Source organism: Streptomyces sp. V4I2 (assembly GCF_030817655.1).
Lineage (GTDB): Bacteria > Actinomycetota > Actinomycetes > Streptomycetales > Streptomycetaceae > Streptomyces > Streptomyces plumbiresistens.
Genome location: NZ_JAUSZM010000003.1, coordinates 3,264,459 through 3,277,625, shown reverse-complemented (window position 1 = coordinate 3,277,625; position 13,167 = coordinate 3,264,459). Strand labels below are relative to the sequence as shown.

The window sequence follows — 13,167 nt, the reverse complement described above, 5'->3', positions numbered from 1 at the left end:
CGGCACAGCAACGATCGAGAAGGCCAGAATCCTCGGGTTTCAGCCCCTGCAAGTCAACTCAGCCCGATCTCCGCGCAGTCCGCCGCATACTCCGCCGTGCAGATCTCCTTGACGGTGTAGACGCCGTCCTGGATCACCGTTTCCTTGATGTTGTCCTTCGTGACGGCGACCACCGGGACCAGGTTGGACCGGATGCCCTTCTCCGTCGGGCTGTCGACGGAGGCGGGGGTCAGCGCGTCGAACTCGATCGAGCGGCCCTGGACCTTGGCCACGGCCATTTCCGCGGCGTTGTCCGCCTCCAGCAGGAACGGCTTGTACACGGTCATGTACTGCTCGCCGGAGACGATCCGCTGCAGCGCGGCCAGATCGGCGTCCTGCCCGGTCACCGGGGGGATCTTGCTCGCCCCCGCCTCCTTCAGCGCGTCGATGACGGCGCCTGCCATCCCGTCGTTCGCCGAGTAGACGGCGGCTATGTTGTCGAGCCCGACGGCCTGGATCGCCTTCGCCATGTTCGTCTTGGCGACCGACGGCAGCCATTCCCTCGTGTAGTACTCCTTGGCGATGATGACGTTGCCGTCCAACTCGCTGTGTGCGCCTGTCTTGAACAGCTCTGTGTTCGGGTCGGCGGGCGAGCCGTTCACCATGACGATCTTGCTGGTCTTGGACGCGTCGCCGAGTGCCCCGACGATGGCGCGGCCCTGCACCTGGCCGACGAGCTCGTTGTCGTGCGAGACGTACGCGTCGATCGGCCCCTGAGCGAGCCGGTCGTAGGCGATGACGGGGATGCCCGCGTCCTTGGCCTTCTGGACGTCGGACGAGATGGCCTTGGCGTCGACCGCGTCGACCAGGATCACGTCCACCTCGGCGTCGATCATCTCGCCGAACTGCCGGCTCTGCTTGGCCGCGCTGGCACCGGCGTTGGCGTAACGGACCGTGCCCTTCTTCTTGGTGAGGGAGGCAACCCGTTCCTTGATCAGGGGGTAGTCGAACTTCTCGAAGCGTCTCGTCTCCTTGTCGGGCAGGAGAAGCCCCACCGTGATGTCGTCGCCTTTGCTCGGGCTCACAGAGCTGTCGCTCCCGGCGATGCCCTCGATGGCGCCGCACGAGGTGAGCAACAGGGTCGACGTGGAGATGGCCACGACCAGGGGAAAACGACGCGCGGTGGAGTGGAGGATGGGTGCAGCGTTCACTACAGGTGCCTTCCGGGGCTAGAGAGCAGCCTGGCGGCCAGGTGGTGAAAGCCAACGCGCAGGCGCGTTCAGCGTCAAGGGTTCCAGGCGACGAGATCGCAACAGCAATCACAACGAGCCGCTCGACGACGGTGCTGTTGCCCAACTTTGTGACAACTCCTGGGCCATCAAGGGATCCCGGCTCGTCATGTGGGGGCACCCGGGCGCCGAGATCACCGGCGTACAGGTCGAGTTATCCGTGTGTTCACCCTCCCTCTTTCCCTTGGTCGACTTCGAGATCGAAGTGAGTCTCATTTTCCTTGAAGTCTTGACCATGTCCGATCAACGTGAGTACAACTGGCACCCACTGTGAAGATCGTGTGGCTCGGGGGGCGGTTGTGCTGTCACGCATGAGGTGTTGCCATGTCGGTGGTCGGGCGAGACGTCTGCGCGATGCGACGGTCCTGGTGACGTCGATGGCGGTGCTCGCAGGGATTCCCACCGTGAGCATCTCCGCCATGACCCCGCCCGCCTATGCGAATTCAGCTGCTGAGGCGAGCAAGGGAAACAAGTCCGAGGCTGAAAGGGCCGCCGAAAAGGCCGCAGACACCGGCGAGCGCGTAGAGGTCGTCGGAGAGCGCACCGAATACACGACGACCTACGCCAATCCGGACGGCGTCACTTTCTCCCTCAGCCAGTCCACTGTGCCGGTGCGGGTGAAGCAGGCCGGCGGCGCGTGGGACGAACCGAACGCGTCGCTGGAGCGCCGGGCCGACGGCACCGTCGGCCCGAAGGCAGCCGTGGCCGATGTGTCGTTCTCCGGTGGAGGTGATGGCACCGACCTGGTGACCGTCGCCGAGGGCGGTATGTCGCTCCAGGTCGGCTGGCCGGGCGAGTTGCCCGAACCGACGCTGGACGGCGCCTCGGCCGTGTACGCGGACGTACTGCCCGGAGTGGATCTGCGGATGACCGCGACCCTCGAGGGCTACCGCCAGGTTCTCGTCGTCACGTCGCCCGAGGCGGCCGCGAGCGACGAGTTGAAGAAGCTGGACTTTCCCGTCGAGGCCCAGGGACTGACACTGCGCGACGGTGTCGGCGGAGGCCTGGACGCCGTGGACGACAACGGCAACGCCGTGTTCCGCAGCCCCGTCGCCCGCCAATGGGACTCCGCCGGAGACACGGCGACGGCGTCCGAGGCGTCCGGCGCGTCCGAGGCGTCCGGGACGTCCACCATGTCGCTCGCGGCGTCGGACGCGGCACTACCCGCCTCGGACGCCTCGCCCACCGCCGATCAACCCACCCCCCACGACGGCGACTTCACCCCCGACCCCGCATCCGGTCCCAGCGACGGCGACGCCTCCGCCGTACTGCCCGTCACCGCGGACGCCGACTCGATCACCGTCGTGCCGGACCCCGAACTGCTGACCGGTGACGCGACCGTCTACCCGGTCTATGTCGACCCCGACGTGTCCTGGAGCGAGTCCGAACGAACCCTGCTCTCCTCGGACGGCGACACCTTCTACAACTTCTCCGGCGGCGACGACGGCGAGGGCGTCGGCTACTGCGGCACGTACATCAGCGGCGGGTACGCCTACCCCTGCGGGTCCGGCTACAAGCAGCGGATGTACTTCGAGTTCTCGCCGACCGCGCTGCGCGGCAAGCGGGTGCTGGACGCCACGTTCCGGGTGACCGAGCGCTGGTCGATGTCCTGTGAGAGGACGACCGTGCAACTCGTGAGGACACCCAACATCTCCTCCGCGACACGGTGGCCGGGGCCGACCAGCAACTGGGACATCATGGGCGACCGCACGGTTTCCGCCGGCCGGGGCACGGCCTGCGATCCGGACCAGCCGGACGCGCCCATCGAGTTCAACGACGACCCGGCGCAGAACTACGAGAACCTCACCAACACCGTGAAGGCCTTCGCGGCCGGTGACTTCTCCCGGCTCACCCTGATGCTGAAGGCGTACAACGAGTCGGACCCCAACGGCTGGAAGCGGTTCGACGACGACGCCGTCCTCGACGTCACCTACGTGGGCGTCCCGGCCCCGCCGACCAGCCCGGGCGTGCTGTCCGGCGAGATCACCTCCTGCGAGACGGACGCGAGCGACCCCGACGTCCTCTCCGACCCCACGCCCACGTTCACCGCGGTGGCGCAGACCCTGGCTGGCGGGGAGAGCGGGGCGAATCTGCGCACCCACTTCTATGTGCAGAAGAGGGCAAGTGACGGCAGCTGGGCGGTGGCCACCGAGCCCGTGCGGCCGGTCAGCCCCGGTTACGTGAACGACGGGCAGCGGGTGTCGGTCAGTTCGCCGGTGACGCTGGCGGACGGGGGGATTTACCGGATGGCGGTGTTCACCCGCTCCTACTACAACGGCGGCGGCAGCTATCTGGAGTCGAGCAGCACCGTGACGACCAAGGGCTGGTGCTACTTCAAGGTCGACACCACCGCCCCGAAGGCGCCGGTGATCGCCTTCGGCACGACCTACACGCCGTGCACGGCCAACGCGTGTGTCGCAGCCGGCGGGCCCGGCGTGAAGGACGAGTTCGGCTTCTCCCCGGCATCCGGTGACGCCGCCACCGTCGTCGGATACCGCTACAAGCTGTCGTCCTCCACCTCCTGGTCGGCCACGATCTCCGGGACGAACGTCAAGAAGGCCATCGCACCGGACCTGGCCGGCACGCAGGTCCTTCAGGTCCGGGCGCTGGACAACGTGGGCAGCGGACGCTGGGGCGCCATCGCCAGTGTGAAGTTCAACGTGCAGGAGAGCCAAGGGGCCACCGGCCGCTGGCGCTTCGACGACAGCACGCCCAACTCCGGCGTGACCACCGCGGCCGACTCCGCGACGACCGCGGGGACGCGGCACCCGGCCACCCTTCACACCACCGGCGCCGGCTGGTCCGGACTGAGCCGTCGTGGCTCCGCGGACCACTCGCTGTGGCTCAACGACACCTCCGACACCACCCGGCAGTCGGGATACGCGGCGACCTCGGGACCGGCGGTCAACACCCAGTCGTCATACACCGTTTCAGCCTGGGCGTACCTGACCGACAGCAGCGCCTACCGGACCGTCCTGTCCCAGACCGGCAGTGACAGCTCCGGCTTCTCCCTCTACTACTCGGCGGGCGTCAAGCGGTGGGTGTTCCGCTTCAGCTGGACCGACAGCGGCGGCACCCGGCGCTTCGTCGCCCAGAACGCCGCCGTGGAGGGCGTCGTGCTGAAGACCTGGACGCAGCTGGCGGGCGTGTACAACGCCGACGACAAGACGATCCAGCTGTACGTCAACGGCCGTGCCCAGGGCAGCCCGGTGGCCGTGCCGGCGGGCGGGGAGAAGCAGACCCCGGACGGGGCCCTGCAGATCGGCCGGGCCAGCTATGTGGCCGGCACCTACGAGCAGTACTGGCGCGGCCGGGTCGACGAGGTCGCCGTGTTCCAGGAGGTCCTGCAGCCCGGTGACGTGGCCAAGGAGGCCAAGCTGCTGGACGGTTCCGAGACCGCGACGGCCACCGAACTGGTCGCCGCCTGGAACCCCGAGGGAGCGAGCGGTACTTCGCTGGCCGACACCCTCACCGGCTACGGGCGCTCGCTGGCGCTGTCCGGGGGTGCCTCGCTGGACGGGGAGGCGATCGTGCTGGACGGCACCGACGACGCCGCCACCACGTCCGGCCCGGTCGTCGACGAGACCGGTTCCTTCACCGTCACCACCGAGGTAGAACTCGACCAGGCGGCCCTGAACGCCAAGGGCACCGGATACGTCGGCCAGGTGCTGGGCCAGCGCACCGCCGACGGCTCGGCCTGGGGCCTGTGGTACCAGCAGACCGGCACCGAGACCCGCTTCGACGACAACGACAATCCCTACGAAGTACCCCTCGGTTTCTGGCGGTTCGGGCGGCTCGCCGCCAACGGCACCTTCACCGCCGTCGACTCCGACAGCGCGGCCGTGGTCGGCAGCCGGGTGCGGCTGACCGGCGTGTACGACGCGCAGGCCGGGACCATCGCCCTCTACCTCGACTCCACGCAGAACGACACGGACACGCCGTACACGGCCGTCGTCGGCTCCGGTGAACTCGCGGTCGGCAAGGACTTCGTGAGCAGCGCCTGGGGCCACTATCTGCCCGGCCGGATCTCCGACATCCGGATCTGGGTGGGCGCGGCGGCCGACGGCACGCAGCTCGACACCATGATCGGCGGCTGACCGCCGCACCCCGCCCCTTCCTTCCTTCGACTTCCTTCCCTCCGTGGCCGCGTCGCGGCCGTGCCTTGACAGGGGTATGTCGTGAACACCGGTACGAGAGTGGCTCGTTGGCTGCGCGGCAGACGCGCCGGAATCGTGGTGACGCTCGCCGTCGCGCTGGCCACGGGCGCGCTGCCCGCCGTGCAACCGGCGACCGCCGCGACCGACGCGCCAGGCGGTCTGGGCCGGCCCGGCCTGCCCGCGCAGCGGGACAGCGACGTGCGCGCGGTCACCGGACTGGGAGCGAAGCAGTCCCGCGCCGCCGTGGCGGCGGCGCGCAAGGAGAACTCCGCGCAGGCGCGCCGGGCCGCGGCCGAACAGAGCTCCGCCTGGCCGAAGCCGGGCCGCGCCACGGTCGCCGTGCCCGGCACCCGCTCCGGCCGCGCGAGCGCCGCGGCGGGCGGGCTGCCGGTCACCGTCGCCCGGGGCGGCGTGGGCGTCGTGGCGGGCGGGCGCTCGACCGTCCGCGTCCTCGACCGCGAGGCCGCCGCGGCCGTCGGCATCAAGGGCGTCCTGCTCACCGCGGCGGCCACCGAACCCGGCCGGGCCCGGCTGACCCTGGACTACTCGGCGTTCGCCTCCGCCTACGGCGGTGGCTGGTCCGGCCGGCTGGGCCTGGTCCGGCTGCCGCACTGTGCCCTGACCACCCCGCAGAAGGCCGCCTGCCGCACCCGCGCGGTGCTGGCCTCGGACAACGACACGGCCGCGCGGACCGTCTCCGCGGACGTGCCGCTCGCCACCACCTCCTCCGCGACCGTCCTCGCCCTGGCCGCCACGACCGGCGGCTCCACCTCGGGCGCCGGCGACTACACGGCGACTCCGCTGTCCGCGGCCTCCAGCTGGGAGGCGGGCGGCTCGTCCGGCTCGTTCACCTGGTCGTACCCGCTGGACACCCCGCCCGCGGCGGTCGGACCCCAGCCGGAGCTGGAGCTGTCCTACGACTCCGGCGGCATCGACGGCCGTACCGCCTCCACCAACAACCAGGCCACCGAGGTCGGCGAGGGCTTCGACCTCACCTCCGCCTCCTACGTCGAGCGCTCCTACGGCTCCTGCGACAAGGACGGCCAGGACGGCAAGGCCGACCTGTGCTGGAAGTACGACAACGCCTCGATCGTCCTCAACGGCAAGTCCAACGAGCTGGTCAAGGACGACACCACCGGCGTGTGGCGGCTGAAGAACGACGACGCCTCCACCGTCACGCACTCCACCGGCGCCGACAACGGCGACGGCGACGGCGAGTACTGGACCGTCACCACCGGCGAGGGCACCAAGTACGTCTTCGGCCAGAACAAGCTCCCCGGCGCCGGCACCGAACGCACCAACTCCGTGTGGACCGTGCCCGTCTACGGTGACGACTCCGGCGAACCCGGCTACGACCAGGGCGCCGCCTTCGCCGACCGCTCCGCCACCCAGGCCTGGCGCTGGAACCTCGACTACGTCGTGGACCTCAGCGGCAACGCCATGACGTACTGGTACACGCCGGAGACCAACTACTACGGCAAGAACGGCGCCACCACCGCCACCACCGAGTACGTCCGCGGCGGCCAGCTCAGCAAGATCCTCTACGGGCAGCGCTCCGACACCCTGTTCACCGGCGTCACCTCCGACAAGGTCACCTTCACCTACGAGGAGCGCTGCACCGCCGCCGACTGCTCCGAACTGAAGGACTCCACCGCCGACAACTGGCCGGACGTGCCGTTCGACGCGATCTGCAAGAAGGACGCGACCTGCGACGTGCGCGGTCCGTTCTTCTTCACGCGCAAGCGGCTCACCCAGGTCGACACCCACGCCTGGTCGGCGGCGTCGAGCGCGTTCACGGCCGTCGACTCGTGGGCGTTCACCCAGGCGTTCCTCGACGGCGGCGACATCGGGGACACCAGCGACCAGACGCTGACCCTGAAGTCCCTTCGGCACACCGGCAAGAACGGTACCGACATCGCGTTGTCCCCGGTGACCTTCACCTACCAGATGCGCGAGAACCGGGTCGACGCCACCGACGACATCCTGCCGCTGCGCCGCCCCCGTATAGAGAGCGTCACCACCGAGACCGGCTCCATCACCCGGGTCACCCTCTCCGAGCCCGAATGCGTACGGGGCTCGAACATGCCGGGCTCCGCCGACCACAACACGAAGTCCTGCTATCCGCAGTACTGGAACATCAACGGCGCCGAGAACGCCTCGATCGACTGGTTCCACAAGTACCGCGTGCTCGCCGTCAACGTCTCCGACCCGACCGGCAAGAACGACGCCGTGGAGCACCAGTACGCGTACGCCGACCCCGCCTGGCACTACGACGACAACCCCTTCACCCCCACCGCCGAGCGCACCTGGTCGGTCTTCCGGGGCTACGGCAGGGTCACCGCCACCAAGGGCACCGCAACCACGCGGACCAAGACCGTCTCCGTCTACCTCCAGGGCATGAACGGAGACCGCCTGCTCGGCTCGGACGGCAAGCTCGACGCGGACGCCCGACGCTCGGCCACCGTCGAGGGCGTCGACGTCGCCGGCCTGGACGTGCCCGACCAGACCGACAGCGAGCCGTACGCCGGATACCTCCGTGAGCAGATCACCTACGACGGCACCACACCGGTCGGCGTGAGCGTCCGCGACCCCTGGTCGAAGCGGACCGCCACCCAGCACAAGTCGTACGCGGACACCGAGGCCTACTACGTCCGCGATGCCAAGACCTCCACCCACACCTACCTGACGGCCGCCTCGCGCTGGCGCACCCGCACCACCGCGACCACCTACGACGCCTACGGAATGACCGCCACGGTGGACGAGGCGGGCGACACCGCCAAGTCCGGCGACGAGACCTGCTCCCGCACCTGGTACGCCCGCAACAGCGGCCTCGGCATCACCGGCCTGGTCTCCCGCACCCGTACCGTCGGCCGGCCCTGCTCGGTGGCCGAGGCCTCACTCAACCTGCCGACGTCCAGCGCGAGTTCCGGCGATGTCCTCGCCGACACCGCCACCGTCTACGACAACACCTCGGCGACTGCCTGGAGCGCCGATCAGAGCCCCACCCTGGGCCTGGCCACCTGGAAGGGCCGCGCCTCGGCCTACCCGGCCACGGCGACCGGCGGTGAACGCCACCCCACCGGCTGGCAGACCGTCAGCAAAACGACGTACGACACCGCGACGAGCAAGCTCGGCCGCCCGCTGTCCGTCACCGACGCCGCGGGCAACACCACGGGCGCCGCCTACACCCCGACCGACGCGGGCCCCCTGACCCGGGTCGTCGCCACCAACGCCAAGAGCCAGAAGAGCTACACCTACCTGGACCCGGCGCGCGGCTCGAAGACCAAGGTCTACGACGTCAACACCAAGCTGACCGAGACCGCGTACGACGCGCTGGGCCGGGTCACCGCGGTCTGGCTGCCCAACCGCTCCCACTCCTCCGAGCAGTCGGCGAACTACACCTACGCCTACTCCGTCACCGCCGACGCCCCCTCTTGGACATCCACCTCGACCCTCAAGGCCGACGGCAACACCTACAACACCACCTACAGCCTGTTCGACGCCCTGCTGCGCCCCCTGCAGACCCAGTCCCCGAGCCCGCTCGGCGGCCGCCTGCTGACCGACACCCGCTACGACAGCAGGGGCCTGGCCTACGAGTCGTACGCCCAGATCTTCGACCAGGACCACACCCCGAGCGGCACCTACACCCGGGCCGAGTACGGCGAGGCCGCCCAGCAGACCGCGACCACGTTCGACGGCGCGGAACGTGCCACCAGCAACAGCCTGTACGTCTACGGCGTCAAGCGCTGGACGACGACCACCGGCTACACCGGCGACTCCACCGCGACCACGGCCCTGTCCGGCGGCTCGGCCACCCGGGTGATCACCGACGCCCTGGGCCGCACCGTCGAACGCCGCGAGTACGCGGGCACCTCCCCGGCCGACGCGGAGTACGGCGCCGGCACCGGTGCCGCCCGCACCTCCACCTCCTTCACCTACGCACCGGACGGCAAGGAGAAGACGGTCACCGGACCCGACGGCTCCGTCTGGTCCTACGGCTACGACCTGTACGGCCGCAAGACCACCTCCACCGACCCCGACAAGGGGACCACCACCACCGGTTACACCGCCCTCGACGAGGTCTCCTGGATCAAGGACGCCGCCGGACGCGTCCTGATCTCGGCCTACGACGTCCTCGGCCGGGTCACGGGCACCTGGAGCGCCCCCGCCACCGCCGACCTGACGTCGACCACCGAGGAACAGGTGGCCGCCAAGCAGCTCACCGCCTACACCTACGACACCCTGGCCAAGGGTCAACTGGACACGGCGGTCCGCTACGTCGGCGGCACCGGCGGCTCCGCGTACACCAAGAAGGTCACCGAGTACGACGCCCTGTACCGCACCACCGGCAGCCAGATCGTCCTGCCCGCCGGTGACGCCCTGGTGACCTCGGGCGCCGTCCCGTCCGCCACGCTCGACTTCACGTCGTACTACAACGTCGACGGAACCCGGCAGTACACCAAGGAGCCGGCCGCCGGCGGGCTGGCGGCCGAGCAGATCACCACCGAGTACAACGCCGTCGGCCTGCCCACCACTCTGTCCGGCGCCAGCGGCTACGTCCTGGGCACCAGCTACTCGGCGCTCGGCCAGACCGAACAGCTGACCCTGGGCACGTCCTCGGCCACCGGCACCAAGAAGGCCTACCTCACCAACGCCTTCGAGGAGGGCACCGGCCGGCTCACCCAGTCCGTCGTCACTGACCAGACCCACGGCTACGAACTGCAGGAGCTCAACTACACCTACGACGACGCGGGCAACGTCACCTCCATCACCGACCCCACCACCCTGGGCGGGACCTCGGCGGCGGACAACCAGTGCTTCGCCTACGACGGCCACCAGCGGCTGACCGAGGCCTGGACCCCGAAGGCCGCCGACTGCTCGACCACCGGCCGCACCGCGGCCAACCTCGGTGGCGCGAGCCCCTACTGGACCTCGTACACCTACCAGGACTCCGGCCTGCGGGCCACCGAGACCACCCACGCCACCGGCGGCGACACCAAGAAGACCTACTGCTACGACAGCACCCGCGGCCACACCCTGGCGGCGGTCACCACGGCCACCTCCTGCACGGGCGTCACGCCCGCCTACGCCTACGACGCCACCGGAAACACCACCACCCGACCCGACGGAAGCGCCACGCAGTCCCTCGTCTGGAACGAGGAGGGCGACCTCGGCAAGCTGGTCGAAGGCAGCAGCACCACCGGCTACGTGTACGACGCCGACGGCAACCTCCTCATCCGGCGGGAGACCGCCGGCGAAACCGTCCTCTACCTGGGGGCGACCGAGGTCCACCTCGACACCAGCACCGCCACCGCCAAGTACTGGGCCCAGCGTTACTACACCGCCGGCGCCTCGACGGTCGCAATGCGCGGCAACAAGTCCGGCACCACCGCCCTGACCTGGCTGGCCGCCGACCAGCACGGCACCTCCGGCCTGGCGATCGAGTCGACGAGCCAGGGCGTCGTCAAGCGCTACACCTCACCCTTCGGGGCCACCCGTTCCGGCGGCACCGGCAGCTGGGCCGACGACAAGGGCTTCCTCGGCAAGAGCGCCGACTCCGACACCGGGCTGACCCACCTGGGTGCCCGGGAGTACGACCCGGCCACCGGCCGCTTCATCAGCGTCGACCCGGTCCTCAGCACGGGGCAGGCCCAGTCCCTCAACGGCTACACCTACGCCAACAACAACCCCGCCACCCAGTCCGACCCCACCGGCCTGGAGTCCTGCGGCCTCGCCCACTTCTGCTCCGGCAGCAACGGCACGTACGGGACGTACAAGCCGGAGAACGACCCCGGGTCGGACGAGTACGACGGGTCGAGCCACGACGGAGACGGCGGCGGCGCCCCGCTGCTGGGAGCGGCCACCGGTGACAAGACGACCCGGCACAACCAGGCGCGGGACCGGGCCATCAAGGAGATCGTGCTGCAGGCCAAGCGGCTCGGCGTGAAGAACTTCCGGATCATGACCTCGCTGAAGGTGCCCGGCGCCAACAAGGCGTGCATGCGCCCGGGCAAGAACGTCGGCGCGGACTGCAGCAAGGGCTTCCCGGACATCGTCGGCTACGACATGAACCACGACATCTACTACGTGTGGGAGGTGAAGTCCGCGGGCGAGGCCGCCAAGGCCGTTCCCGAGGCGCAGTGGTACGTCAACCGGATGCGCGCCGACGGCAAGAACACCGTGCTGGGATGGACCATCGGAGGGCCCTACAACGTGATCAACGGCGACAAGGTGATCGGTCCGGAGCCCGGTTCGGTCCTCTACGGCAAGCCCAAGAACAGCAAGAAGTTCAGACGCATCCTCAGCAACAGCCCGGCCAGCGCGCTTCAGCAGGGGCAGCCCACTCCGCAGCCCACCCCGGGCCCGGGCCCGGGCCCCTACCCGGGAACCGTCGACCAGCCGGGACTGGGCATCGTGCCGCAGGCCACGGACGGGGTGAACCAATGGCCCCTGCTGGTACCGATCATCATCATCGGACTGCCGGTCGTGATCGAGGCGGGCGGAGTGGCGGCAGCGGCCTCGGTGAGCGCGGGAGTCGCGGCTACTGTCTACACACTGGCGGCGTGATCAGGAAAGGCGAGCGGCACACGATGAACCCCCTGGACACCCTCATCAAGCAGCATGTGGCGCCGGTCATGAAGGCGGCCGGCTTCACGAAGAAGGGCAGGACCTTCCGGCTGGTGGCGCCGCACGGCGATCACCTGCTGATGGAGGTCCGTCGGGAGGCCGTCGACCCCGGCCGGGAGGTCTTCGACGTCACGTTCACGGTGGTTCCCCTGTCGCACTGGGAGTTCGTGAACCGCCAGTACGCCGACCCGCCCCAGCCCGACGCGAGCGGGGCCCTGGCCACCTGCCCGGTGATGCCGCCGGCCGAGGTCGCCCACGAGCCCGACGAGGAGATGCCGTTCCGGTCCCGGTGGGCATTCGTGGAGCCGGACACCCGGGACCTGTGCGGACGGGAGCTGGCCCGTGGCCTCACGGAGGAGTCGATCCCGGCCATGGTGCGCCTTCTCGACCGCCGGACGCTGCTGGAGGAGACGCGGGTCAACCCGAACGGTGAACTGGTGCGCCTGCGGGGCCGCCCCATGACCGAGATCTTCCTGCGCGTCGACGACGACCCGGTCGCGGACGTGACCGCCCTGGTCGACAAGGCCGAGGCCGAGGGGGTCTTCGCGCCCTTCGTCGTCTGGGCCCGCGAGCGGCTGGCCCGGCGCGCGGCGCAGGAGCACTGAGGCGTGGGCTTCTGGGGGTCCTTCGTCGTGTGCCGCGGCGACACCCCGCTCGACGACCTCCAGGCGGTCGTCGAGCGGCACGACGGCATCGACGAACACGAGCACCGGCCCGGCGGCTGGCAGATCGGCCGCTACCCGGGCCCGGAACTGGCCGACGACGGCCCGGCACTGCTCGCCGACCTGGCGGAGGAGACGGGGGCACCGGCCCTGGCCGGGTACGTGCTGGACAGCGACACGGTCTTCGTCGAGGGACACTCCACCGGCGGTGGCTACTGGCGGGCCTGCCTGGTGCGCGCGGCCGCCGAGGCCTACTGCGAGGACGACGACGAGGACTTCGCCGCCGAGTTCCCGCTCCCGGAGGCGGCCGCGCGCGCCGCGGCGTCCTGGGCGGGAGACGCGGGACTCACCCCCGACCCGGCCGGCCTCCTCGAGGTCTTCGCCGTGGAGGACGCCGACTTCGCGGAGGAGCTGTTCTTCCGGCTCCTCGATCGGCTGGGAGTCTGACGGCCC

At 69.9% G+C, this 13,167-nt stretch carries 5 protein-coding genes; 4 read left to right on the top strand and 1 reads right to left on the bottom strand.

Annotated features, from left to right (window positions below):
• Window positions 1-53: 53 nt before the first annotated feature.
• Window positions 54-1,190 (bottom strand): sugar ABC transporter substrate-binding protein, encoded by a 1,137-nt coding sequence (locus QFZ76_RS15910; protein WP_307674359.1) that lies wholly within the window; start codon window positions 1,188-1,190, stop codon window positions 54-56.
• A 482-nt stretch (window positions 1,191-1,672) separates the two neighbouring features.
• Between QFZ76_RS15910 and QFZ76_RS15905 the strand changes: the two genes are divergently transcribed.
• The 4 genes from QFZ76_RS15905 to QFZ76_RS15890 all read left to right on the top strand — a co-directional run bounded on the left by QFZ76_RS15905 (window position 1,673) and on the right by QFZ76_RS15890 (window position 13,161).
• Window positions 1,673-5,365, top strand: a complete 3,693-nt coding sequence (locus QFZ76_RS15905) for a LamG domain-containing protein (protein ID WP_307674358.1) — start codon at window positions 1,673-1,675, stop codon at window positions 5,363-5,365.
• Between the two features lie 81 nt (window positions 5,366-5,446).
• Complete coding sequence (locus QFZ76_RS15900) at window positions 5,447-11,992, top strand: RHS repeat-associated core domain-containing protein (protein WP_307674357.1); 6,546 nt, start codon at window positions 5,447-5,449, stop codon at window positions 11,990-11,992.
• Window positions 11,989-12,657 (top strand): hypothetical protein, encoded by a 669-nt coding sequence (locus tag QFZ76_RS15895; RefSeq protein WP_307674356.1) that lies wholly within the window; start codon window positions 11,989-11,991, stop codon window positions 12,655-12,657. The genes QFZ76_RS15900 and QFZ76_RS15895 overlap by 4 nt, the downstream gene beginning before the upstream one ends.
• A gap of 3 nt (window positions 12,658-12,660) precedes the next feature.
• Window positions 12,661-13,161, top strand: a complete 501-nt coding sequence (locus tag QFZ76_RS15890) for a hypothetical protein (RefSeq protein ID WP_307674355.1) — start codon at window positions 12,661-12,663, stop codon at window positions 13,159-13,161.
• Window positions 13,162-13,167 lie beyond the last annotated feature (6 nt).